At 44.4% G+C, this 24632-nt stretch carries 20 protein-coding genes and 1 riboswitch; of the genes, 10 read left to right on the forward strand and 10 right to left on the reverse strand.

What is annotated here, in order from left to right:
* Window positions 1–30 precede the first annotated feature (30 nt).
* Window positions 31–648: a GNAT family N-acetyltransferase gene (locus tag A3K91_RS06250; protein ID WP_062844492.1), complete on the reverse strand. Its 618-nt coding sequence runs from the start codon at window positions 646–648 to the stop codon at window positions 31–33.
* Window positions 649–808: 160 nt separating this feature from the next.
* Window positions 809–1684: an MBL fold metallo-hydrolase gene (locus A3K91_RS06255; protein ID WP_062844493.1), complete on the reverse strand. Its 876-nt coding sequence runs from the start codon at window positions 1682–1684 to the stop codon at window positions 809–811.
* A 144-nt stretch (window positions 1685–1828) separates the two neighbouring features.
* Here A3K91_RS06255 and A3K91_RS06260 point away from each other — a divergent pair, with 144 nt between their 5' ends.
* Both A3K91_RS06260 and A3K91_RS06265 read left to right on the forward strand, forming a co-directional pair.
* Window positions 1829–2722, forward strand: a complete 894-nt coding sequence (locus A3K91_RS06260; RefSeq protein ID WP_062844494.1) for a LysR family transcriptional regulator — start codon at window positions 1829–1831, stop codon at window positions 2720–2722.
* A 316-nt stretch (window positions 2723–3038) separates the two neighbouring features.
* The gene (locus A3K91_RS06265) at window positions 3039–4169 is read left to right on the forward strand and encodes an NAD(P)-dependent alcohol dehydrogenase (RefSeq protein ID WP_062844495.1); all 1131 of its coding nucleotides are present in this window, start codon (window positions 3039–3041) and stop codon (window positions 4167–4169) included.
* 161 nt (window positions 4170–4330) lie between these two features.
* On the opposite strand, the gene A3K91_RS06270 is transcribed toward A3K91_RS06265, so the two are convergent.
* On the reverse strand, window positions 4331–4777 hold the full coding sequence (locus A3K91_RS06270) for a DUF2798 domain-containing protein (RefSeq protein WP_062844496.1): 447 nt from the start codon (window positions 4775–4777) through the stop codon (window positions 4331–4333).
* Between the two features lie 284 nt (window positions 4778–5061).
* Here A3K91_RS06270 and A3K91_RS06275 point away from each other — a divergent pair, with 284 nt between their 5' ends.
* Genes A3K91_RS06275 through A3K91_RS06290 form a run of 4 tightly spaced genes read left to right on the forward strand, consistent with a single transcriptional unit; the run spans window position 5062 to window position 9914 of the window.
* Window positions 5062–6630 (forward strand): ABC transporter substrate-binding protein, encoded by a 1569-nt coding sequence (locus tag A3K91_RS06275; RefSeq protein WP_062844497.1) that lies wholly within the window; start codon window positions 5062–5064, stop codon window positions 6628–6630.
* 52 nt (window positions 6631–6682) lie between these two features.
* The gene (locus A3K91_RS06280) at window positions 6683–7621 is read left to right on the forward strand and encodes an ABC transporter permease (RefSeq protein WP_062844498.1); all 939 of its coding nucleotides are present in this window, start codon (window positions 6683–6685) and stop codon (window positions 7619–7621) included.
* 41 nt (window positions 7622–7662) lie between these two features.
* Window positions 7663–8466, forward strand: coding sequence for an ABC transporter permease (locus A3K91_RS06285; RefSeq protein WP_062844499.1), 804 nt, complete (start codon window positions 7663–7665; stop codon window positions 8464–8466).
* Window positions 8463–9914, forward strand: a complete 1452-nt coding sequence (locus A3K91_RS06290; RefSeq protein WP_062844500.1) for an ABC transporter ATP-binding protein — start codon at window positions 8463–8465, stop codon at window positions 9912–9914. The genes A3K91_RS06285 and A3K91_RS06290 overlap by 4 nt, the downstream gene beginning before the upstream one ends.
* Window positions 9915–10039: 125 nt before the next feature.
* Here A3K91_RS06290 and A3K91_RS06295 read toward each other — a convergent pair whose 3' ends face one another.
* On the reverse strand, window positions 10040–11377 hold the full coding sequence (locus tag A3K91_RS06295; protein ID WP_062844501.1) for a basic amino acid/polyamine antiporter: 1338 nt from the start codon (window positions 11375–11377) through the stop codon (window positions 10040–10042).
* A 10-nt stretch (window positions 11378–11387) separates the two neighbouring features.
* The gene (locus tag A3K91_RS06300; protein ID WP_228139944.1) at window positions 11388–12299 is read right to left on the reverse strand and encodes a homocysteine S-methyltransferase family protein; all 912 of its coding nucleotides are present in this window, start codon (window positions 12297–12299) and stop codon (window positions 11388–11390) included.
* A gap of 428 nt (window positions 12300–12727) precedes the next feature.
* On the opposite strand from A3K91_RS06300, the gene A3K91_RS06305 reads away from it, so the two are divergent.
* On the forward strand, window positions 12728–13792 hold the full coding sequence (locus A3K91_RS06305; RefSeq protein WP_062844503.1) for a 2,3-butanediol dehydrogenase: 1065 nt from the start codon (window positions 12728–12730) through the stop codon (window positions 13790–13792).
* Window positions 13793–14155: 363 nt separating this feature from the next.
* Here the strand turns inward: A3K91_RS06305 and A3K91_RS06310 are convergent, their stop codons facing one another.
* Entirely contained in the window at window positions 14156–15151 is a 996-nt protein-coding gene (locus A3K91_RS06310; protein ID WP_062844504.1) for a phosphatase PAP2 family protein, read from the reverse strand.
* Between the two features lie 354 nt (window positions 15152–15505).
* Between A3K91_RS06310 and ampC the strand changes: the two genes are divergently transcribed.
* Window positions 15506–16681 carry a class C beta-lactamase gene (gene ampC, locus A3K91_RS06315; RefSeq protein WP_084387280.1) on the forward strand — a complete coding sequence of 392 codons (1176 nt, stop codon included), beginning with the start codon at window positions 15506–15508 and terminating at the stop codon, window positions 16679–16681.
* Between the two features lie 140 nt (window positions 16682–16821).
* Here the strand turns inward: ampC and A3K91_RS06320 are convergent, their stop codons facing one another.
* Window positions 16822–17682, reverse strand: coding sequence for a hypothetical protein (locus A3K91_RS06320; protein ID WP_062844505.1), 861 nt, complete (start codon window positions 17680–17682; stop codon window positions 16822–16824).
* 162 nt (window positions 17683–17844) lie between these two features.
* Window positions 17845–18011: riboswitch (yybP-ykoY riboswitch) on the forward strand.
* Between A3K91_RS06320 and A3K91_RS06325 the strand changes: the two genes are divergently transcribed.
* A complete protein-coding gene (locus A3K91_RS06325) occupies window positions 17984–18592 on the forward strand; it encodes a manganese efflux pump MntP (protein WP_228139928.1) in 609 nt (202 codons plus the stop codon). (Overlaps the previous riboswitch by 28 nt.)
* A 189-nt stretch (window positions 18593–18781) precedes the next feature.
* Here the strand turns inward: A3K91_RS06325 and A3K91_RS06330 are convergent, their stop codons facing one another.
* The 3 genes from A3K91_RS06330 to ppc form a co-directional block, all read right to left on the reverse strand.
* Entirely contained in the window at window positions 18782–19060 is a 279-nt protein-coding gene (locus A3K91_RS06330) for a DUF3817 domain-containing protein (protein ID WP_084387388.1), read from the reverse strand.
* Window positions 19061–19241: 181 nt separating this feature from the next.
* A complete protein-coding gene (gene modA, locus A3K91_RS06335; protein ID WP_062844507.1) occupies window positions 19242–20087 on the reverse strand; it encodes a molybdate ABC transporter substrate-binding protein in 846 nt (281 codons plus the stop codon).
* A 333-nt stretch (window positions 20088–20420) separates the two neighbouring features.
* A complete protein-coding gene (gene ppc / locus A3K91_RS06340) occupies window positions 20421–23207 on the reverse strand; it encodes a phosphoenolpyruvate carboxylase (RefSeq protein WP_062844508.1) in 2787 nt (928 codons plus the stop codon).
* Between the two features lie 515 nt (window positions 23208–23722).
* Between ppc and A3K91_RS06345 the strand changes: the two genes are divergently transcribed.
* Window positions 23723–24514 carry a putative hydro-lyase gene (locus A3K91_RS06345; RefSeq protein WP_062844509.1) on the forward strand — a complete coding sequence of 264 codons (792 nt, stop codon included), beginning with the start codon at window positions 23723–23725 and terminating at the stop codon, window positions 24512–24514.
* The last annotated feature ends 118 nt before the right edge of the window (window positions 24515–24632 follow it).

The raw sequence follows: 24632 nt of genomic DNA on the forward strand, positions 1-24632 counted from the left end.
TTTAGATAGATTCTTTGCTGTATAAAGCTATTAAGATAGCTTTTTGACATACGTATAATGCTCAATCTGCAAATTTAGAGGACTGGGGTACTGATCAACACGTTGGTAGCCATTATTGTCATAGTACTGATAGGTACACAAGCTATCGGTATGCAGTGAATAAGCGGCTGCGCCTTTCGCGATAAGATAATCTTCAAACGTTTGAATCAATGTAGCACCGATACGATGACGGCGGTAACTTGCATCTACACAAAAAAACTGTAACTCACTATCAAAATCTATGTCACGTCGTCGTGCGCTAATCTCGTCTTTTACTTGTAGATCACTCAATACCTGTCGTCCTTGTACTGATAGTCGTAGCGTCTCTTTTGCTTGAGCAATCAGTGGCTTATTATCAAACGCTAACGCTCTACACGTGTCGTTCTTGGCGACACCAATGATGACACCGCAGAGTGTATCACTGCATCGTGCAACTTGCATAAAGGTGGCGCGGTGAATGTCTTTTGCCATAAAAATAATGGCCAGTTGCCGCAGCGCCTCATCGTCTGTGGCAGTGGTAAACACACTAAGATTCATGTTGCTGACAAACAAGTCAACAATGACGGTAAAGTCTTCAGGCTCAGCATCGCGATATTGTATGGTTGTCATAAGCCGCTCTCTTTTTTTGTACTAACACTAGTCGTTCATACGTCAGTTCTCTTCTCTAACATCAAGTTCGATAGGCAAACAACGAGACAGTTGCGTCAACTTGACGCAACTGTACAAAGTCTAAAATAGACTGAATGAGATAATTATATTTAGTACAGAACTACCATTCTATCTCGCCAGTATTCACCTGACTGCTCAATTTTAAATCACTCTCACCCGGCAACGCAGGATAGGCTGATGTCATAATATCGGTCACTTTTTCTGATTGTTTACCATCTTGGTTTTTTGTAGCAGCAAGTGCTTGCTCAAAGGTTTTTAGATAGCTGATGGTAAAGTCGATGGCGTAGTCTTGTTGGAGCGGCGTGCCTATATAATGTCCCGGAATGACTATGTTTGGCTTAAGCAGCTTCATACGCTCCAGCGATTCTACCCAAGCACTACGAGCCTCAGTTGTTTGAGTATCCGCTGTCCAGACATGCATGCCTGAGGTCACAGATACGCCACCAAAGACGGTTTTGGACTCTGGTACCCACATGTAGGCTTGCGGGGTGTTTATTTCTTTAATGTCGATCTCATGACCTTCTAGGGTTAACGTTGACTGATTAAGCACTTGTGGCACGGTAATCTTTGTGGGTGCATGTTTACCTAGAATAGGGCCCCAATGTGCTAATTTTGCTTCCTTAGTGGCTTCGATGTGTTTCACAATTGAGGGACTAGAGACAACTTTGACACTGGGGAAGGCTTTGATTAATGGCTGTAGACCAAAGTAATAATCTGGGTCGCCTGCGGTAATGTAGATCATTTTAAGATCTTTATTGCTTTTTTTGATCATATCTACCAAGGCTTTACCGTCACTGACACTAAACTGCGCATCGAATAAGATAGCGTCCTTTTCACCGCTGGCCAGTACTGACGTTACGGGGAATACAGCGTTTTGATCGGGCTTATATTCTTGTAGTGTTAGGTTGGCAGCGTTTGCTTGCGTGGCAAACAGTAGCGCGCTTACGATAGCAGCAGTGGCGATAAGTTTGTTCATAAGATACCTGTTTTTTTTGAGTAAATGGGTCACGTGATGTGCGGTATTAATTACTGGTATCTATTCTATTTGATTATATTTCGTTGAAATACCTTATAATTCGATATTAACTGTTTCATATTTCGCGCAAATAAGGACAAAACAATGGACAGACTGACCGCCCTACAGGTATTTGTGACGATCGTGGAGCAAGGCAGCTTGAGCCGAGCGGCAGACAATTTAGACATGTCTAGAGCCAAAGTAACGCGATATTTGACAGAGCTTGAGAGTTGGATGGATGTGCGCTTGTTGCATCGCACCACTCGACGTTTGAGCTTGACGGCAGCAGGTGAGGAGACGCTGGAAGTGGCGCATCAGCTACTCGGATTGACGAATACTTTGGATGGTATACGCAACCAAAACGCGCTGGTGCTAAAAGGTCAGTTGCGGATTACTGCCAGCTACTCGCTGATTGATAGTCTGCTGATGGATGTGGTTGGTAGCTTTGTATCGCATTGGCCGCAGACAGCGGTTGATATTCTTGCGACGGACGACTCAGTCAATTTGATTGATGCGCGCATTGACTTGGCCATTCGGATTACCAATGACTTGGAACCAAACGTGGTCGCCAGACGTATTGGCGAGTGTCGCTCTATTGTCTGCGCTGCGCCAGAGTATCTACAAAAGCGTGGTAAACCGATCGATGCGCAGTCACTTATGCATCATAACTGTTTGTCGTTTGCTTATTTTGGGCGCTCAGCATGGGTTTTTAATGGCCCAAATGGCCCCGAATCTGTCCCCATCTCAGGCAATATCAGCGCCAATATCTCCGAGGTATTGCTCGCTGCAACGCTGCGCGGTCACGGTATCAGTTTGCAGCCCTCCAGTACGGTCAAGCCGTTGATTGAGTCCGGTCAATTGATTGAACTACTGCCTGAATGGCAACCCAAAACGCTGGGCGTGTATGTGGTTTATGCCAATCGAAAACAGGTGACGCCTTTACAAAGGCAGTTTATTGATTTTCTTATAGAAGAGATCAAACGCTCGCCTCATTGGTAATGTCTGACTTCTCTATAAACTTTAAGCACTTAAAACTTTATGCTGTATTTTTTGATGTAAAAATAAGCGTTCAATTTACACATGAATAAATTAAAAATACTGTCACAACAACATCTTAAATCTAATTGTATCAAAACGGATACAGCAGCAGCGCTCTTCTTGACAGTGACCAAATGCAAGTATATTTTTAAGGTGGCTGCTTTTAATGGATTAATCATATAGATGCTTGTTTTAAAAGCGGTTATATAGAAAAATAGATTGACTCTGCCTTAAAATTACTGATTTTCATCATACATAACAATAAAGGATTATAAATATGAGTACCACAGAATATACCGATATTACCGCCGCCGTTACCCGCGAAAAAGGCAGTGATTTCGTCTTAGAGCAGGCTAAGATCCGCGCACCCAAAGCGGACGAGGTGTTGGTAAAAGTCGTCGCCACAGGCATGTGCCATACCGACATGATCGTCCGTGACCAAGATTATCCTGTGCCATTACCTTTGGTATTGGGTCATGAAGGCGCAGGTATTGTCGAAAAGGTCGGGCCACTGGTCAAAGATATAGCAGTGGGCGACCACGTCGTATTGTCCTATGGCTATTGTTCAAAATGCAGTTCGTGCCATTCAGGTCATGAGGCGTATTGTAAGGAGTTTTATCCACGTAATTTTGGTGGCAGTGACATGGAAGGTAATAATGCGATTCAAGATGCGGATGGCAACCCGCTCAACGATCATTTCTTTGCCCAGTCTTCATTTGCGACCTATGCGCTCAGTTTAGAGAGCAATACCATTAAAGTGTCAAAAGATGCACCGATTGAGCTGCTTGGTCCGTTAGGGTGCGGTATCCAGACAGGGGCAGGCGCGGTAATTAACTCGCTAAAAGTACGACCGGGCACGAGCTTTGTGACCTTTGGTGCAGGCGCTGTGGGACTGTCAGCCGTACTTGCAGCCCAAGTAGCTGGCGCGACCACTATCATTGCAGTGGATGTGGTGCCATCACGACTTGAGCTTGCCAAAGAGCTTGGCGCAACGCACGTCATTAATAGTAAAGAAGAAGATGTGGTCGAAAAGGTACGTGATATTACAGGTGGCGGTGCATTGTTTGCCTTGGAGTCAACGGGCATTCCAGATGTTTTACGTCAAGGTATTGATTCGCTTGGCACGCTTGGGACTATTGGTGTGGTGGGCGCACCTGCCTTGGGTACGGATGCGGGTTTTGATATCAATGATTTGCTGCTTGGCGGTAAATCCATACAAGGTATCGTGGAAGGCGACTCTACGACCAAAATCTTTATTCCTCAGCTGGTCGAGCTTTATTTACAAGGGCGCTTTGCCTTTGACAAATTGGTTAAATACTATGACTTTGAAGATATTAATCAAGCGGCAAAAGACAGTGCTGAGGGGACTACTTTAAAACCCATTATCCGTATTGCTGATCAGGTGTAACGGTAGTTTGTCTATCAAAGATGCGAGCATATTAGCGACAACTTATCGCGTAAATCCGCAACAATCTTAACTTTCTCTCAATAAAAAAGGTCTGAGCCATTCGCTTAGACCTTTTTTATTTATCGATCACTTTTTATTCGTCCGTTATCTTAAGTTTAAAATTATTTTGCCCAAAAAATTTCGAGTTTGGGTTTGATAACTAATGAGAGGATGATTGAAAAGAAAATGCCAATCGGTAGGGCGGTCAATAAACTCGCCATCCACATATAGATAAAATGACGCCAGTCAGAAAAATCATTGATATTCATAGTGGTCACCACCGCCATGATTGACTCCATGATGACAGCCATGCATAGCCCAAAGATAACATTCATTTGTACAGTAGAAATCGTTGGCAATAATGTACGCAATATTTTATTGATTAGCATGGCAATGACACCGCCAATAGGGGCAATACAAACGACGCAAAGCGCAAAAGAGCTCAGCCAAGCACGTAGAAAACCATCCCCAAAACCAAGGTTATTCCAAGTCATTACAAAGGTCAGTGTCCCGCCGATCACCGCTACTATACTAAAAATAATACCTATTTTTTTAAAAGTCTTAATCATCTACTGATCTCTATTAAACAATTCGAGCACAGTATAGCCATATATTTTTGATAAAAGCAGTCTTGTTCTTCTGGTTTTTTTCTGTACAAAGTGATGAATTTATTCGACATTTTTAGATAATTTAGAGCGCATGAGCTTTCCGTTTTTCTGCTTTAATCATCCTTTAACCTTGTAATGTGAGGAAGCTTTTAACGTATAACGACCATAGAAAAAGGTTTACCTTTGCATACTTTCGTTATAACATAACGATTTTTTTGAAATGTTATACTATAACGGAATAATTTATGAGAAAAGTTGGCTTAATTGCGGTTTTGGTCGCATTGGCAGGAATGGCATGGTATTTCATCGCTGGGGCGAGCACGGTGACAAATTCATCGGCATCAATGTCTAAGCCGAAAGGCAATGGCGATGCTCAACAGGACTTAATCGTGGTCACCCCGTGGGAGTTGACTGCTATGGACCCAAGCAAGTCTGGTTTTATCTTTCAGCGTCTGCAAATTGCCGAGACGTTGGTGGACGCCAAACAAAACGCAGAGTTGCAGCCCATGCTGGCACAAAGCTGGTCGTCTAATGATAAGGGCGATGTATGGACGTTTGTGCTGCGTGATGACGTCGTATTTCATGACGGCTCGCCATTGACAGCGGATGATGTGGTCAAAAGTTTGCAAGTGGCACTCACTAAACCCACCGCTTTGGAATCGGCCGCAATCTCAAATATCAAAGCCATTGACAGCAAAACGGTTGAGATTACTTTAGACAAGCCACTCATGTCTTTTCCCGCTTACTTGGCGCATGCCACCAGCATTATTTTGGCGAGCGCATCGTTTGATGAAAATAACGAAGTTACAAAGCTATTGGGTACAGGACCCTATTACGTCACCAAATTTGAGCCACCACAAAAAATCGAGCAAAAAGCTTTTGCTGATTATTGGGGAGAAAAAGCCAAGATTCAGGACGTTACTTATCTTGCCAATAGTCGTAGCGAAACGCGCACGCTACTGGCGCAGAGCAAACCCAACTACCTTGTATTTACGCTAGATTCGGCGAGCCTGACACGCTTGCAACAAGACCCAAATCTACAAGTTCAGTCAAAGTCGCTGGCTCGTACTATCGAATACAAAGTCAATGCGGACAATCCTTTATTTCATGATGTTGCCGTTCGCCAAGCGCTTAGTGATGCCATCGACAGACAGGGTCTCGCTCGCTCTGTGATGCATGCAGAAAATGCCGCTGCCGCACAAATATTGCCGCCGATTTTTAAAGACTGGCAAATCAAAACCCCCACCCAAACGCCTGATCCAGCAGCCATCAAACAACGTTTGTTAGATGCAGGTTTTACTGTGGATAGTAACGGGATGCTACAAAAAAACGGCAAGCCCTTTAAATTTACCTTACGCACGTTTTCAGATCGTCCAGAGCTACCAATTATTGCGACCGCCTTACAAGCGCAGTGGAAAAAAATTGGGGTAGATGTGGACGTGTCTGTGGGCAATTTTTCAGACATTCCTGCTGGCCATCAAGACGGCACGCTAGAGATGGGACTATATGCCCGTAACTACGGCATGACCCCTGATCCTGTCGGCTCGCTCATAGAAGACTTTGATCCAAACGGTAGCGATTGGGGTGTCATGAATTGGCAAAACGCTGCATTGAGCAAGGATTTATTGACGCTTGAGACAACCAAAGGGAATGATGTAGCGACCAAGAAGCGCGTCTCACAGATTATCTTTGATGAGCGTCCTGTTGTGCCTGTGGTGTATTACCAACAAAACGCTGCGGCCCATAAGTCATTGAAGGGGTTAGAGATTGATGGTTTGGAGCGGAATTTTTATTTAAACAAGCTGTCTTGGTAATTTGAGGTTGCCGTAACTCGTTTTATACATTCAAAAATGGTGACTCATAATTATGTTTAAGTATATTTTGCAGCGTTTGTTACAACTGGTGTTTGTCATTTGGTCAGTTGGTACGTTGACTTTTATTTTGACCCGTAGTTTACCCGGTGATATGGCTTACCGTATCGCGGCTAGTCGCTACGGTTATGATCAAACCGATGCCGCTGCTGCTGCGATTGTGCGTGCAGAGCTGGGTCTGGATCAGCCGTGGTGGCAAAGCTATACCGATTGGCTGCTTGATTTGGTGCAGCTCAATCTTGGGCACTCCTTGGTCAGTGGCGAGGCTATATGGGCTGAGATCTCGCACCAGTTCGGGCATACGCTGGCACTGGCATTGGTTGCGCTGGTGCTATCGCTACTAATCGGACCGCCTTTGGGGCTGCTTGCCGCGCAAAAACCCAATGGCTTGTTTGATCGGTTTACCTTGGTAATCAGTACCATGCTGCGTTCTGTACCAGTATTTATCATTGGTATTGCGCTCATTACGTTACTCGCGGTGCAGATAAAATGGCTACCAGCGGCAGGATATGGCACACCGCAACATTATATTCTGCCTGCGTTGACCTTAGCGATTGGACTGGCAGCGGTTTCTATCCGCGTCAGTCGTCACGCCATGGTACAAGTACAAACGTCTGAGTATTATGATTTTGCCAAGCTTAAGGGTTTGAGTAAATGGACGGCGTTTTGTCGTCATGGTCTGCGCAATGTGGCGATTCCGATTTTGGCCTATCACTCAGTGCAGCTGGTGTATTTGGTAGAAGGGGTGGTGATTGTGGAGAGTTTGTTTGCATGGCCGGGCAGTGGTCATGCTTTGGTACACGCGATTGTCGCGCGTGATGTACCCATGATACAGGGCACAGCGCTGATCATGGGCGGTATGTTTGTGGTGCTCAACATGGTAGTGGATTTATTGAGCGGTCTGCTCGATCCACGCATTGACTTGGCACGCTAGGTGTTATCACAAACTTACCTGACAAAAGGAATTTTTATTTTATGACTATTTTTAATCGATTCAATACCCTGTCATTGGGCCAAAAGTTTGGTGGTTTTTTATTGCTATTATTGTTGATCTTTGCGTTTTTGCAGCCAATTTATTATCCCATAGATGCCAATATTCAAGATTTGAGCGGTATGCTGCAATCCTCAAGCGTCAGCCATTGGTTTGGCACGGATCATTTTGGACGCGACATGCTGGCACGCGTGGCATCGGCTATTCGCTTGTCGTTTTCGCTCATTGTATTATCAGTAGGTTTTGCGTTGTTTTTCGGGTTATTACTTGGGGTGCTCAGTGGCTATTTTGGCGGCTGGATTGACTTTGTTTGCCGGTTTTTATGCGACATCGTAATGGCGCTACCGGGATTATTATTTGTATTGTTGTTCGCTGCTATCGCGCCCAATAGCTTTTGGTCCTTATATCTGGGTATCTCGCTAGTATTGTGGGTGGAGTTTTTTCGCATGGTGCGCGCCATGACGCAGACGATTGCCAGTAGTCGCGAGATTGAAGCGTCGCGCTTAATGGGGATGGATTTTTTCTACTGCTTTAAGCGTCATTTTTTACCCAAGCTATTGCCCGTTGTCGCCACACTTAGTGCGTTTGCTGCTGGTAATGCCGTGTTGGCACTTGCCACATTAGGCTTTATTAACGTTGGTTTGCGTCCGCCCACCGCTGAGCTTGGACTGATGATGACGGAGCTGTTTCCTTATTACTATCAAGCGCCCTTTGTGTTTTTGCAGCCTATTATTGCCGTCTTCGTTTTGGTCTTAAGCCTACAATTACTTTCAGGAAAAACAAAATGATAGAACCATCATCAATACAAGACGCATCAACAAAAAAAGTCTTGGTAAAAACCAATAACGTAGCGGTGTTTACCAAATCAGGTCTGAGTTTGGTTGAGCCGATCAGTTTGACGTTGCATCAGGGTCAAAACGTCACGATCTTGGGCGAGACAGGATCGGGGAAAAGCTTGTTGGCACAGGCTATTATGGGCGCGCTACCCAATGAATTAATGGTTCAAGGTGATGTTTTGATCGAAGAACAATTGCTGAGCAAGTCGCAGTTACGCGAATATTGGGGACGCCGCATGGCGATGCTGCCACAAGAGCCAAGCCGCTCACTCAATCCCACCATGACCGTGCTCGATCAAGTGTGGGAAAGCCTGTATTTTGTGGCGAAAAAAGACAATACGCATAGCAAACAATCGGCAAAAGAAAAAATCGAGCATTTGGGATTAACAGCATCTGCGGATTATTACCCACATGAGCTATCAGGCGGTATGGCTCAGCGCGCCTCTTTTGCAATTGCCACCTCGGGTGGTGCCTATATCGTCATCGCCGATGAACCTACTAAAGGCTTGGATGAAGCCAATAAACAAGCAGTCATCATGCTACTGAAAAATGTCGCTAAAGATGGAGGAACATTATTAACGATTACTCATGACATTGATGTGGCAAGATCCTTAAGTCATGGTGCCAATGATCGTATGATGGTCATGAAAAAAGGAAAATTGCTGGAGCAAGGCAGTGGCGAGCAAGTGCTCAATCATCCAATATCCGACTACGCCAAACAGCTAATCGCCGCCGCGCCGCATAACTGGGATCGCAAAGACAAGACGACCGCTCTAGATCAGCCCTTGCTGAGTGTCCAAGACTTGAGTTTGACTCGTGGTAAGCGCGTTTTATTTGAAGGGCTAAATTTTAGTCTGAAACAATCTGAGATGTTAGGTATCATTGGTGGCAGCGGCATTGGTAAAAGCTCACTAGGGGATGCGCTCTGCGGCCTGCTTAAACCAGCTAGCGGTTCAATCTCATGGCAACATAAACCCAAGCGCCATCAAGTACTCAAGCTGTATCAAGATCCACCTGCTGCTTTTGCCTCACATGTACCACTGAAAATCTTGCTTAATGATGTCATCAAAAAGCACCGGTTAGATGCCAGCCGCGTGCCTGAGTTATTAGAAAAGTTAAAACTGGATAAACGGATTCTTGAACGTAACGCGCTCAATGTCTCAGGTGGAGAGTTGCAAAGGGTAGCTATTTTGCGCGCACTACTTTTCAACCCTGTCTTGCTATTTGCTGATGAGGTCACCTCTAGACTCGATCCCATTACTCAAAAAGAAACGCTTGATCTGCTGGTGGCACAGTGTCAAGCGCAGCATTGTACGCTGGTGATGGTCAGTCACGATCATCACATCATGCGCCATTACTGCCATCAAGTGATCGATTTGGAGGATTTTGCCAAGTCGTAATGGCGGTTAAAATAAAGAGATACCAGTAGAACAATCACACAAAAAAATAAGTCCAAAGAGCGCACGTTTTTTGGACTTATTTTTATGCAGAATAGTGCCGTGCTGGTATAGATTGTCTTCGGCACTTAGTTCAGAGAGTTGAGTTTACGCTGCCGAGACTGATAGCGGCTATAATAAAAAATCGCCAAACCAGGTATATATAGCAGCAGGGACAACAGTAGATTTTCAACGCCTGCTGCATAAATCAGCCAGACACCATAGACACTTGCTCCAAGACCGATGGCCTTGATACTCCAGCGCTCTGACTGGGCAAACGAGACTTTGACCAAATACGCCCCTACCAAAAAATAAGGGATAAGAATCATAGAGGTGGAGATAATCACCAAGGTGTTATACCCTTCGCCCGTCCAAAAAATCATCAATAAGCAAAATTGAACGGTCAAACTGGTGAGCATCAGTGAGGCAGTGGGTGTTCCTTGCTCGTTTTGCTTAGTAAAGATACGCGGAAACGCATTATACTTCGCTGCGGTAAATGGCACTTCAGCCGAGTAGAGAATCCAGCTCAAATAAGACGCCAGCACCGAGACAATGAGTCCAATACTAATGACCCATTTGCCCACACTGCCCGTCATCTGTGCCATAATGCCAGCCATCGAAGGATTGCTTAGAGCCGCCACATCCATGCGGCTCATTACCCCAAGCGAGAGCAAGGTGATAGCAATATACAACACTAAAGCAAAAATCACGCCGATATAGGTGGCGCGACCGATATCAGAGCGCTTCTTTGCACGCTGTGATAAGACAATCGCACCTTCTATACCTGTAAACACCCAAAGGGTGATCAGCATCGTCCCTTTGACCTGCTCCATAAAAGGTACGTTCAAAGTCTCGCCTGCACGGTCAGCCGTGAAAGTTTGCACATCAAAAGCGTAGTAGGCAAACACAATAAAGGCAATGAGTGGCAAGCTTTTGGCTAAGGTTGCCAGAAGGTTGATAAATGCCGCTTGCTTGACACCGCGCAATACCAAATAGTGTACCAGCCATAATATGGCAGATTCACCTATAAGCGCCCATAGTGTATTGCCTTCACCGAACACAATACTATCGGGTGTATCTACAAAGCTACCCAATGCGGCAAAAGCCACCACCAGATAACCCACCACGCCAATGGTAGCGCACAGCCAATAACCCCATGCTGAGAAGAAGCCGGCCAAATCACCAAACCCTGTTTTGGCATAGGTATAGATGCCGCCGTCCAGCTCAGGCTTGAGACGTGATAAATGCAAAAAGCAGCCTGCGAGGAACAAAATACCCACGCCTGTGATGAGCCACGCAGTGATGATGGCATCCACACCGGCGACTTCCGCCATGTTTTGTGGCAAGCTAAAAATGCCTGCACCAACCATCGAGCTGAACACGATGGCAGTGAGCATGGTTAACCCAATTTTTTGTCCGTTTTGCATGGTGCTATCTCTATTTTGTCGAAGTATCTGTAAAATGCTGACTTAATTCCTGAATATGCTCAGGACCAATACCGCAGCAGCCGCCAATCAGTGATGCGCCTTGGGTTTGCCATTTTTGTGCCCATGTCAGATAGGCGGGTGGCGTTAAGTCATCACGTACTTCATCTAGGCCATCGTTGGCAGTGGCGTCTTTTGGCTGCGGCGGGAAGGCATTGGCATAAGCACCAAGTTGGATCTGCGAAGCACCTTTGTCCTGCAAAATGCTTTGCGCCACATCAAGTGCTTGGTCGATTACTTCTGGCTGACAGCAGTTAAACAAGATCGCTTCTACATTGAGATCTGCTAGAGTGGCGACGGCTTCTTCTACCGTTTCGCCTGAGCGCAAGCGTGGTACATCAAGATGCTCACTGTCCTCCAGCGTAAATGACACCCAAAGTGGCTTATTGTTTGTATCTAACGTGGTGAGTAACTCTCGAATAGCCACCGCTTCAGCAATCAAGCTTTGGGTTTCGGCCAGCCAAAAGTCTACATGAGGAGCCAGACCTTTGATAAGCGGGGTTGCGATATCTTCTACGTGCTCCGCATCAAACAAGTCGGCACGGTATGAGCCGAATAGTGGCGGGATAGAGCCAGCTACCTTAGTATCTGTGCCTTCAAGTTCGACTGCCGCACGCGCCATCTCGCCTGCTGAGGTGGCCAGATCCTGAGCTTGATTGACAAAACGTTCATCGCCAATATGAAACGGTACGAGCGCATAGCTATTGGTGGTGATGACTCCGGCGCCACTTTGGATAAATGCACGGTGTACATCACGGACGACGTCGGGTGCTTCTATCATAGCGAGCGCTGACCATTCTGGTTGACGGAATGGTGCACCGCGTTTTGCCAATTCTCGCCCCATACCGCCGTCAAGAATTGTGATTGAATTGGTTGACATAATAAGTCCTTATTTGTTGTAAATAGAAGTCTCTGCTAAGGCTCTATTTTGAGAAGTAGAATTATTTCAGGGGCGAAATACTAGGCGTAATAAAGAAGATATGCAACCAAAAGTTTGGCAACATTGAAAACTTATCACCTTTACTGTTTGATTGTTTTGACAGTGATTTATCTTTTACCATCTCTCTCGGATTTTTCATGATAGTTTTATAGATTACAAATGGTTAGTAGATGATTCAACACAGCCATGTAACAGCAGATAGTGACTGATATTAGTAGTAGGGCCAAGCGTCTTTATTAGCGTTACTTTTGACCAGCAACGGCGTATAGTTGTAGAGTTAACAGCCCAACTTTCATCTGGGCATTACGTTATCGATCAACCCTCGTTGTGTACACTCATCAAAGGAGTATGATATGAAAGCGGCACGTTTTTATGACAAAGGTGACATCCGTATCGAAGATATCCCAGAACCTACCGTTGAGCCGGGTACTGTGGGTATCGACGTGGCATGGTGCGGTATTTGCGGCACGGATTTGCATGAGTTTATGGAAGGCCCTATCTTTATTCCGCCGTGTGGTCATCCGCATCCTATCTCGGGAGAGTCTGCGCCCATCACAATGGGGCACGAGTTCTCAGGAGTAGTATATGAAGTCGGTGAAGGCGTTGATGATATTGAAGTTGGGCAACATGTGGTAGTTGAGCCATATATCATTGCTGATGATGTTTCTACCGCCGAAGGAGAGAACTATCATTTATCAAAAAACATGAATTTTATTGGTTTGGGTGGACGCGGCGGCGGCTTATCTGAAAAAATCGCGGTCAAACGTCGCTGGGTACATCCTATCTCAAATGATATTCCCTTGGACCAAGCAGCTCTTATTGAGCCATTATCTGTCGGCTATCATGCCTTTGTCCGTAGTGGTGCGCAGGCGGGTGATGTGGCACTGGTCGGCGGCGGTGGCCCCATTGGTCTGTTACTGGCTTCGGTATTAAAAGCCAAAGGTTTGACCGTCATCTTGACTGAGCTGAGCGCCAAGCGTAAAGACAAAGCCCGCGAAAGTGGGGTTGCCGATTATATCTTAGACCCTACCGAAGTCGATTTAAAAGAAGAGGTGATGAAAATCACGGACAATCGCGGCGCGGACGTGGCGTTTGAATGTACCAGTGTCAACGCGGTGCTCGACTCATTGGTTGAGCTGACCAAACCTGCTGGCGTGGTAGTGATTGTCTCTATTTGGAGTCATCCAGCCTCCATCAACGTCCATAGCGTAGTGATGAAAGAGCTAGATATTCGCGGCACCATCGGCTATGTGAACAACCATAAAGACACCATCAAGCTGGTCGAAGATGGTTTGGTTGATCTTGAGCCATTTATTACTCAGCGCATCAAGTTGGATGATTTGATTTCAGAAGGCTTTGAAACGCTGATTCACAACAATGAGTCTGCGGTAAAAATCATCGTGAATCCAAATCTATAAGCGATATATTTGTTCAAAACTGGTTTAGTAGATTAGAATCAGGGAAGAAAACCAAAAAGCGCCATCTATTCGGATGGCGCTTTTTTTGTGGTGTTTTTACTGAATGTGACAGGATTACTTAGTAGGAAATTATTGAGCATACTATACGCTTTAATATCGCGCAGTCGACTGATACGCGCATCTTTGATGTATTGGCTCAAGTGCTTGCTGTGTTGAGATTAAATGAGCCAAAATATTATGATGCTTAGTACCTATACTTAGTGCCTATGGTTAAATCTGTTAATTGCTATATGTAGATATCGGTTGTGATCATTTTTAATAAAATCATTAGATGATAAGCTTTAATCATCTCAGTCTCCACCACTACCCAAGCAGCGGAAACTGATACATATTGGCATAAATAAACGTAGCGATAAGGACTGCGATAACACTGAACCACACCATATATCGCTGAGACGCTGACCATATGATGCGCCAGTTGATTTTACCTCGGGCGGTCAGCCACTCTGTCATACTAATGGCAATCGTCAGCCATAATATACCCACCAAAAATCCACCCATGATATCGCTGAGATAATGCTCATTTAATACAATTCGGCTCAGTCCAATAAGCAAACACAATAAAATAGTGAGCGATAATATTCGCACTTGGCGGACGAAGTGAGTGCTAAAGCGAATCGCCATATAAGCCAAAAACCCATACAGCGCAATACTGATGGTCGCATGACCGCTGGGAAAAGAGTAAGTATGTTCCATCAGCAAAATATCGATCGGTCGCGACCGCTGAAAAGCCATCTTGCTCAAAAACGTAAAAGTGGTACTGCCGATGGTTGAGATTAGCAGACCGACCAAAATATAAGGCTGGCGTATCGCCGTGCAGAGGATTGCGGTCAGTAGGATGATTAAGCAAGTGATTGGCGTAGAGCCTAAGCTCGTGACAAAAATAAATGCAGGCACGATGCTTGAGTCTTGTAGCACGCTCATATGCTGCGACACAAACAGATCGGTGGTCACAATAGAGTCCGCCTCCACGATATCTTCGACCAAGCCTGCAAACAGCGCCAAAATATATATATTTAAAAGTGTCAAAACGGTGAGTATCAAGCCCGAAAAGTGACCACGGGAAAAGCGCTGTGCGATAAATCCAAACGTTGCTGGATATTTGTCCTGTAGACGTACCATCAATGGCAGGCGCACGATATGTCTGCGCAACCAAAGCTCACTGCGCGATATGAATCCTAATAGGCGCTTACCATAGCGAATCATGAGATGCTGTATCAGCCATAACAATGCCATCGTTAAAATAAGCACAATACCCAAGCTGATTAGCTGAGGGTATTGTTCAATAAGAGCAATCATGGATAGCCTATTCCTTTATTGGGGCTGATAGAGCACTAAATCATGTGCTTATCATTGTGCTTATTATGACGGTTGAATGCGGTGATCGACGCTCAAGGCACATTCCTAGCACCCAGTCCAAATTATCGGCTGATACTGTAGCAAACCATATACGCATTGCTGTCTGATTTTCTTTACAGTATGTCGTTATTTGAAAGTTTGAGGCCATTCATTACTATTTTTGCATTAGCGCTAAGCAGATACTTGTTTAAAAATATAAATTGCAAAAAATAGAGTGATAAATGAGTGTCAAAGCTGCTACCTTTAACTCTCATTTTCCTTTTGTTATTCATAGAGAGTGTCGGTAAATATCCAATGAAAATATCATCTCAAAAACCTCTAACCAGTCTAGTATTTAGTCTACTGGCTGCAACATTATTCATCTCTGAAACGGCTCAAGCAGCATGCTCTGATGCGTGTTTAAAGAGTAAAGTTGATGAGCAAGCCAAACAGTTGATGGTGTCGCATAATATCCCAGGCATGGCGTTTGGCGTAATCATTGATGGCAAATCACACTTTTATAACTATGGGTTGGCCGATACACAGCGCAATAAGCCTGTATCAGAGGACACTATCTTTGAATTGGGTTCGGTGAGTAAAACCTTTACTGCTACACTTGCCAGCTATGCCGAGTTAAACGGCACATTGGCGCTAAATGATACAGCAGACAAATATATTCCTTACCTAAAAAACAGCGCGATTGGCAACACAAAACTCATCAATTTAGGAACCTATAGTGCCGGTGGGTTACCGCTACAAGTACCTGAGAGTATCGAAGACCATAAAACGTTAATGCGATACTACAAGTCTTGGCAACCTGAGTTTCCTGTCAATTCCACCCGTTTGTATTCTAATGCCAGTATCGGATTGTTTGGGTATATAGCTGCGCTGAGTATGGACACGGACTACACTGAACTAATGGAAAACAAAGTATTGCCTTCACTAAGTATGAGCAATACTTTTGTGAATGTGCCTGCTGATAAGATGGGCAATTACGCGTTTGGCTATAATAAGTCAGATGAGCCAATCAGGGTCAATCCCGGTATGCTGGATGCAGAAGCGTACGGTATCAAATCGACCAGTGCCGATATGACACGGTATCTGGCTATGAATATGGGGCTACTGCCTCTGGACAATCAGATACAGCAAGCACTAGATAACAACAGAAAGGGTTACTATCGTACCAGCTCGTTCACACAAGGGCTTGCGTGGGAGATGTATCCTCTACCGACCACATTGGCAACGCTTTTGGAAGGCAATTCAACAGACACTATTTTAAAACCTCAGCCCATCCAAGTGAATGAGCCACCAGCGCCTGTACGCGATGATGTATGGGTCAATAAAACAGGATCGACAAATGGATTTGGCGCTTATATTGCATATGTACCTGCGAAAAAAACAGGCATCGTCATTTTAGCCAACAAGAACTATCCGAATACAGAACGAGTCAAAGCAGCGTATACGATTTTAGAAAGTGCCATTGGTCAATGATAGGATGAGTCATTGATATGATTGATAAGGCATAACCATGATGCCAAGAAGCAGTGATTCTAAAACATCATAGCAGCAGACAAAGAATCCAGTGTTTATCTGGGTTCTTTGTCGTTTATGTCCGAAACGCTTAAAAGTAATTAAGAACAGCCCTCGACCAAATAAATAGCCTCTGGAATACCGATATCGATACTCTCTACCTCACCTTTTAACGCACGCTTATTGTCTACCGTCCACTCAGTCTCACTAATGATGTTGTTACTGAGCTTCTGACCACCCTTAATATGATACTCAATTTGAATAGGCAAGGTATCATTTGCATCGTTCAGCTTGATATCTTCTTGCTTTAAAAGTGCGCCTACATCGTTGTTATTGGTTACAACAAAGTTGACGTTCGCAGTCAAATTGTAATAATCACCTTCAACCGCGTATTTATCAACGGCATAGGTGAGACTGTCATCATGAGCACTCATGACCGATGTTGCCGTATCACCGACATGTACGCCCGTATAGAACGGTGTTTTGGGATCTCGAATCGTAATCAGTGCTACTTTGCCATCTATTACTTGATATAGGACAGAGGCGCGTTTGCCGTAAGCTTGATCCATATAGTATTGTTTTGAATCGCTCACATAATAGCACTGCTCGTTATCACTCTCTTGTTTGGTCAATCCTAAGTCTGCCAAAAGCGCAGGGGTCACGACTTGTCCAAAGCCCAGCTTTTGGTAGCCAGATGGACTTACCACTTGGTCATCGGCAGGACTTGTTTCGGCACCAATCGGCTCTTGTTCTGCGACAGTTTCATCATTACTATCAGCAACAGGGACTGGCGTGTCCGTTTGCGCTGATGTTGTGTTTTCATCAGCTTGGGCTTCGCTATCATCAGCAGGTGAGGATTGTGACTCGCAGCCTGTAAGCAGTTGTACGCCGCCCACAAGGCAAGCTGAGAATAATAGTGACGTCACTTTTTTGGATAATAGTCGGTTATGAGAATCAAACATGGTCATACTCCTAAAGACAAACTTCATATCGCTTACCTAAATAGCATAATAGCGTAATAGCATATTGTTGCGATATCAATCCTATTAATACAAAACAACATACGCAGATTTGCCGTTCTATCTGGCAATTTATTATTGACTTATAACATATTAATGTTAACCTAACCACTCTTTGGGGAGTAGCCTGCTTTCGTCCTACGAAAGCGTTCACATCAACATACTTGGCCACATGCCATGGTGTGAACACCTCTCGGTTGGCGAGACCATCGATATATACACACTGCAGGTCGAGAGTGTGGGTATGTCGTGGACTCTATACTCGACCGAGAAAATCAAAATGAACCCTATCGCTCTTCTTTTACTTGCTTTTTCTATGTCTACTGATGCCTTTTCTGTGGCCATTAGTAAAGGAGCAAGTCTCAAAAACCCACGTTTTACCGAAGCTTTGAGAATGGGCCTTATTTTTGGCTCCATTGAAGCTGTCACGCCTATTATTGGCTGGTTGATTGGTCGTTCTGCCACTACTTTTATAGATGCGTCTTTTATTGAGGCGTGGGATCATTGGGTAGCCTTCGTCATTCTGGCAGGCTTGGGATTGCATATGTTGTATGCAGGACTGAAACCTAGTGATGAAGAACAAGAAGCACCATCACAGCATTCTTTTTTTAAACTGGCGCTCACAGCCTTTGGCACTAGTATTGATGCAATGGCCATTGGTGTCAGCTTGGCATTTATTGAAGTCAATATTTTCTTGGCAGCAGGTTTGATCGGTTTGGCGACTGCCATCATGGTCACGTTAGGTGTGATGCTAGGTAAGGCGCTTGGTTCACTGATTGGTCATAAAGCCGAAGCATTTGGCGGTGTCATGTTGGTTGTCATCGGGGCATGGATACTGATAAGCCATCTTTAAGGTCGCGACATTTATTTAAAATCCGTGCACTTGAAAAATTGTACAATACAAAGAGGCTAGTATCATTTTTTGCGTGCTCGGCATCAGTAGCGTACAGAGACAGAGGCATTTAAAGTGTTGAAGGTAAGTGCGCAATCACTACGGATGATGCCAGTGTGTATCATGGCATCATTCGTAATAGAGCGAGCGTTAAACTCGTGCTTGCTTTAAGTGCTTTTTGAGTACGTAGTCAAATATAAATGGTCCAAATGGCAAGAACGAGCCAATAACGCCTGCAGGTATGGCCCAAATAGGCATTTTTATTCTCATTGCAGTCGCAATTAGTACAACGATATAAGCCACAAATAACATACCGTGTGCCATACCGACATATGTCACAGCCTCTGGAATGTCCATCATGTATTTCAAAGGCATGGCGATGCCTAGCAGTAATAAAAAAGAAGTCCCTTCTAGATAGCCCATAATCATAAGGCTTTTTAAAGCAAGGTTTTGTGCCTTATTGAGGTGGGGTATGGGTTCAACGATTGACTGAGAGGGCAACACGGTATTTTCCTTTTGTGACTATTGATAAATAACAGAAAGTAAGACGACGGCTAGAAGCGACATGACGGCGACTTTATGTCATGCCGTTTTTTAGTATTGAGCTTTGCTATTCTATAGCGAGATATCCTGCGTTAGAAAAGTACTGCTGTCCAGCACTTGAGCGTAAATAATTTGAGAAATCGATCGCTATAGATGAATCACTGATAACTATACCGTCTTGCAGAATAGGCGGGTATGATTCCGGCGGTAGAGTATAAAACTGGTCGGGCGTCGCTTTGATTGCGGTCAGCTGTGACTGGGCAACAAACCCATAATCGACACTGCCTGTATGAGCATACTGAAATGCCTGCCCAATATTTTCAGCTTGTATAAGGCGTTTTTGTTCAGTGAGCGTGTTGTAGAGGTTTTGCGATTGCAAATAAGATTTTGCCGATTCGCCATAAGGTGCAAGTGCTGGATTGGCAATAGTGACTTTTGTGTTTGCTCTAGTCGTCAGTAAGTCGTTTAGGCTTGTCGGATCAAACCCATCTAAAGACTTATTAACGCTATAAAGTGCCAGCTGACCTTGGGTATAAGTGAAGGGTTGTGACATAGCCTTGTCACTAGACAACGCGCTATTCGATTTTTCTTTGACAAGTTTATCAGGAAACGCTTGGTTTGCTGCCAAAAATATATCATAAGGGGCGCCAGAGGTAATCTGAGCATATAGCTTACCTGAAGAAGCGTAGGTAACTTCAATCTCCTGATTGGTCAGGTTTTTGTCGGCTTTATATCCTGCAATGATCTCGGGCAATACATCTGACAGATTGGCTGCCGCTGCGATGCGGATTGTCTCTTGCTGTTCGATAGCATTATTGGTATCCGATACTACAGAATTGGTATTTTGTTCTTTGGTGCATGCCGTTAGCATGAATGCTACACAGGCTGTTGTGACAACTAGGGGTTTGATCATTATTGAACCTTGGTATTTACTCTTATTATTCAGCTTTTACTGTTTCAATAAGATAAATAGGCTTTATAGCAGTATCTCCTCAAATTCTCAACTGTGCCAGTCATATTTCATACAAGTCTTCTGCCTAATAAGATGTTTGCTGAGCACTGTTTATTGAGAAAAAGTAAAGCTAATACATGAGACGGTAGAAAACTGTAGTCACTACTTGATTTATATACCAAAGGCTTGATAGCTTGTTTGCAACCGTTTTCAACATGCAATAATAAATAAACCCTTGTCAGCACTATGCTACAAGGGTTTTTTGATACCTTAATCTGTAAGGCGTTATAGTCATTAACCTGTATTGCGTAAACCTGCTGCTAGAGCATTGATGCTACGGATTAATGGGTCTTCAACATCAATATTGCTCTTGTCACTTTCATGGCTTTGCTCATCGCCTTTTTGTCTGGCACGTTTTAACAGCTCAATCTGTATATAATTAATGGGATCTAAATACGCATTTCGCCATTGCAGGGAAGCGGCAAGATTGTGCTGATTTGATAATAAAGACTTTTGCTCAAGTAAAGAATTTAAGCCTGAATAAGTCAGCTCGTGCTCCTCAATAACCGCTGTCATAATCTTATCACGCAAGGCCTCATCGTCGCACAATTGGCTGTAAGCTTGCGCGATACTCATCTCAGACTTGGTAAATGCCATCTCGATATTGCTGATAAACACGCTAAAAAACGGCCAATGAGCGTTCATCTCTTTCATCAAGTCTTCATCTGCTTTCACACTATGCAGCGCACTACCGACCCCATACCAAGCAGGCAACGTAAAGCGGGCTAATGACCAACCGAATACCCAAGGAATCGCTCGTAAAGTGGTTTTGCTTGGCAAGCCTTTTTTGCGATGCGATGGACGTGAGCCAATGTTTAACAAAGAAATTTCTTGTACAGGGGTAACCTGTGAGTAAAACTGATAAAACCCTTCTGTATGGTCGGTCAGTTCGCGATAGCGCCGCTCACCTGCATCTGCTAACTGCGCAAAAAGCGACTCATAATTGGGCAGTTCAGCAGGTTGTACCACAAACCTTGACGAGCAGGCTTTTAGCGTACCTGTGATCCCCATGGTCAGCTCAAACACCGCGGTATCGGTGTTGGCGTATTTGGCATAAAGCACTTCGCCTTGCTCCGTTACTTTGATTTGACCATGCAGCGTACCAGCTGGCTGAGCGGCAATGGCATTGTGTGTTGAGCCACCGCCGCGACTGACAGAGCCGCCGCGCCCATGGAACAATCGCGTTTTGATGCCATATGTTTTGGCAATACGATCAATGGTTTGTTGCGCACTATAAAGCTGCCATGCCGAGGTAATGATACCGCCATCTTTTGAGGAGTCTGAATATCCCAGCATGATTTCTTGCGTATTATCTGAATGCTTCAGCAGCTCTCGGTACAGAGGATTGTCTAAAACAGCCGGTAAAATCTGATCGATGTTTTTCAGATCTTCAATCGTCTCAAACAAAGGCGCAACTGGCAAATCAGCGGATAAATGCCCCTCGTCATCAACTCTGCATAAGCCTGCAAAGCGCATGAGCAGCAGCACTTCTAGTATTTGGCTGGCGTTGTTGGTCATCGAAATAACGTAGCTGCCAAAGGTGTCTTGCCCCACCAGTTTGCGCAATGTCGCCACTGAGTTCATCAATGCCAATTGTTCGCGGGTTTTATCCGTCAAGTTATCTGTATAAATTAGCGGGGTACCAGGTTTCTCGAGCAAGCGCGTCAGCCACTCTTGACGCTCTGTTTCAGTGAGCGTGTGATAGTCAGGCAAATTTGAGGCGCTAGCAAAAATATCCGCAATGACTTCACCATGATAGGATGATTCTTGGCGAATATCGAGCGCCGCCAAATGAAAACCACAGGTTTTGACCAGACGAATCATATCAAGCAATAAGCCTTCGCCATGTGCGGTGTCATGAGTATTGACGCTTTGACGAATGATGCGCAGATCTTCTAGCAGTTCTTGCGGGTTGGTATAAGCGTCTTTTTTGGCGTTGCTGTCATCCCCTTTACTTTGAATCAGTTGATTGGTGGCTTTGACTTTGTTCAGAATCAAAGAGAGTAATCGGCGGTAAGGCTCGTTGCCATAATCATCAAGATTGTAATCAAACACGCGCTGATCAAGTTCGGCATAGCTGCTAATTTTGTCATAGACTTCGGGCGCAACCGTCACGATGGTGTCGCTATGAATCAGCTGGCGGCGCAGTTTCTTTAGCAGCACTTGGTAGTGGCGTAGTACGGTATCGGCATGCATGAGAACCGCAAGTTCTGTGGTCTCAAACGTCACAAATGGATTGCCATCTCTATCGCCACCGATCCAAGAACCAAAGCTCATAAAGGCAGGTAACGGGTAGTCGATTAATTCTGGATAGATATCGACAATAGCGGCTTTCATATTGCGATAAACCTTGGGAATGGCATTAAATAAGCTGGCATTAAAATAATGCAGACCGTTATTTATCTCATCATAAACCAATGGCTTACGGGTACGTACCTCATCAGATGACCAGAGTAGATCGATCGTTTGCGCGGTTTGCGCTTTGGCTTGCTCGTACGAGAAGCTGTTTTCAGCAAAATTATTTAACGCATTACTATGGGTAAACAGACTCTGCAATATATTCATCGTCGTGCGGCGGCGTGCCTCAGTAGGATGCGCGGTAAAGACAGGAATGAATGTTAATTGCTCAATGAGTTCCTGCATTTGCTCAGGTTCAATATTTCGTTCACGGCACTCAAGTAAAGTGCGACGAAACGACCCCTCCCAGCTTTGCTCAGATTGCGCCCGCAGTGCCTGACGTTGCTCTCGTAAGTAGTTTTCTTCACTTAGATTGGCTAAGAAAAAATAAATAGAAAAACTGCGGATGACGTTTTTTAAGGTTTGATTGTCTAAAGAGGCGATAAAGTCGATAAGTTGCTGCTTATGGGTGTCATTAGGTGCGCGTCGCTGCTGGATAAATCCTTTTCGCAGTGTCTCAATGGTATTGATGGTTTGCTCTCCAGTCTGGCGAGCAATCGCGTCACCGAGGAACGAAGCCAGTAAGCTGATGCGTTCTCGTAATACGTCGTTATCTATAATCATCCTTAGCCCTTTTATCAAATTGGTTAGCAAAATAGCCGTACTGTTATAACGGCAGTTTTTTCAAAGTGTGGTTGTTATATATGCTGATAGGTATCGTATAAAGCCAATCTTAATGGAGCGTGATACTGATTTTAATGGAGCATGACACCTATAAAATAGAGCGTTTATCAGGTGTCGTCAAGATACTCTCACATGAGCACGTTATTTAATCATAATGATTGAACTCTTTGGTGGACCTACCACACAACTGACAGCGATGGCAAAAAATATTAAGTTTTTTTATCCAATATTATTTAGAGTAGATTCATACACTTAAACTTCATGAATCAAATATGCTTGGTTGTATGAAAGAGAGTAAGAGTCGATGGCGCATTGTAATCTAAAAACCATTCTGTTAACTTCAAATAACGATAATGCGTTTATCAAGACATAAAACAATGCCATGTCAGAGACCTTAATCTGATTTAAAAAGATTTTCGTCTAATAAAAATGATAAAAAAGAAGAGGCTATCATCATGCTGGATTTAGCGAATATGACTCCAGAGCAGGTAAGAGAATTAATCGGAAAAAACCAAATCAACCAGCCCACATCTGGTATGTGTACAGGTCACATTCAAGCAAATGTCGTCATCGTTCCTAAAAGTCTGGCATATGATTTTTTATTATTTGCCCAAAGAAATCCAAAATCTTGTCCCGTACTAGACGTGACGGATATTGGTAGCTCGGAGCCACGTCTCATGGCAAAAGGCGCAGACCTAAAGTCTGAAGTGCCAAAATATCGTATATATAAATATGGTGAGTTAGTAGACGAGGTATCAGACTTAAAAGAGTACTGGAGAGATGATCTGGTTTGTTTTCTTTTAGGGTGTAGCTTTTCTTTTGAGTCTGTATTATTAAACGCCTCCATTCCTATCAGGCACATAGAAGACAATCACAATGTGCCGATGTATCTCACCAATATAGACACTGAGCCTGCAGGTCAGTTCCATGGAAAGATGGTGGTAAGCATGCGTCCGATACCTTATCAGATGATCACAAGGGCGGTACAGGCCACTTCTCGGTTTCCTCAAGTGCATGGCGCACCCATCCATGTAGGCGATCCAAGCTTAATCGGTATAAAAGACATTCATTCTCCCGACTTTGGTGATCCATCCATCATAAAAGACGGCGAAGTTCCTGTGTTTTGGGCGTGCGGTGTCACGCCGCAAAGTATCGCCATGACCAGTAAGCCCGAGCTTATGATCACGCACGCGCCGGGCTATATGTTTATCTGCGATCCCAAAGATGAGGATTTGGCAGTTCTATAATTTGCTTACGCCATTCGCTACAGACCGTTATATATAACGTCTTAATCAATAATCACTTCAAACTAAATCAGTCATTTCAAAAAATAATTGCCCATTTTTACTTTAACGGAATAATCAA

The organism is Psychrobacter alimentarius (genome assembly GCF_001606025.1).
Lineage (GTDB): Bacteria > Pseudomonadota > Gammaproteobacteria > Pseudomonadales > Moraxellaceae > Psychrobacter > Psychrobacter alimentarius.

Bases quoted from the DNA above. Each gene is read 5' to 3' on its own strand.
- A3K91_RS06250 (WP_062844492.1), bottom strand. From the start codon at position 648: ATGACAACCATACAATATCGCGATGCTGAGCCTGAAGACTTTACCGTC.
- A3K91_RS06255 (WP_062844493.1), bottom strand. From the start codon at position 1,684: ATGAACAAACTTATCGCCACTGCTGCTATCGTAAGCGCGCTACTGTTT.
- A3K91_RS06260 (WP_062844494.1), top strand. From the start codon at position 1,829: ATGGACAGACTGACCGCCCTACAGGTATTTGTGACGATCGTGGAGCAA.
- A3K91_RS06265 (WP_062844495.1), top strand. From the start codon at position 3,039: ATGAGTACCACAGAATATACCGATATTACCGCCGCCGTTACCCGCGAA.
- A3K91_RS06270 (WP_062844496.1), bottom strand. From the start codon at position 4,777: ATGATTAAGACTTTTAAAAAAATAGGTATTATTTTTAGTATAGTAGCG.
- A3K91_RS06275 (WP_062844497.1), top strand. From the start codon at position 5,062: ATGAGAAAAGTTGGCTTAATTGCGGTTTTGGTCGCATTGGCAGGAATG.
- A3K91_RS06280 (WP_062844498.1), top strand. From the start codon at position 6,683: ATGTTTAAGTATATTTTGCAGCGTTTGTTACAACTGGTGTTTGTCATT.
- A3K91_RS06285 (WP_062844499.1), top strand. From the start codon at position 7,663: ATGACTATTTTTAATCGATTCAATACCCTGTCATTGGGCCAAAAGTTT.
- A3K91_RS06290 (WP_062844500.1), top strand. From the start codon at position 8,463: ATGATAGAACCATCATCAATACAAGACGCATCAACAAAAAAAGTCTTG.
- A3K91_RS06295 (WP_062844501.1), bottom strand. From the start codon at position 11,377: ATGCAAAACGGACAAAAAATTGGGTTAACCATGCTCACTGCCATCGTG.
- A3K91_RS06305 (WP_062844503.1), top strand. From the start codon at position 12,728: ATGAAAGCGGCACGTTTTTATGACAAAGGTGACATCCGTATCGAAGAT.
- A3K91_RS06310 (WP_062844504.1), bottom strand. From the start codon at position 15,151: ATGATTGCTCTTATTGAACAATACCCTCAGCTAATCAGCTTGGGTATT.
- ampC (WP_084387280.1), top strand. From the start codon at position 15,506: ATGAAAATATCATCTCAAAAACCTCTAACCAGTCTAGTATTTAGTCTA.
- A3K91_RS06320 (WP_062844505.1), bottom strand. From the start codon at position 17,682: ATGTTTGATTCTCATAACCGACTATTATCCAAAAAAGTGACGTCACTA.
- A3K91_RS06325 (WP_228139928.1), top strand. From the start codon at position 17,984: ATGTCGTGGACTCTATACTCGACCGAGAAAATCAAAATGAACCCTATC.
- A3K91_RS06330 (WP_084387388.1), bottom strand. From the start codon at position 19,060: ATGATTATGGGCTATCTAGAAGGGACTTCTTTTTTATTACTGCTAGGC.
- modA (WP_062844507.1), bottom strand. From the start codon at position 20,087: ATGATCAAACCCCTAGTTGTCACAACAGCCTGTGTAGCATTCATGCTA.
- ppc (WP_062844508.1), bottom strand. From the start codon at position 23,207: ATGATTATAGATAACGACGTATTACGAGAACGCATCAGCTTACTGGCT.
- A3K91_RS06345 (WP_062844509.1), top strand. From the start codon at position 23,723: ATGCTGGATTTAGCGAATATGACTCCAGAGCAGGTAAGAGAATTAATC.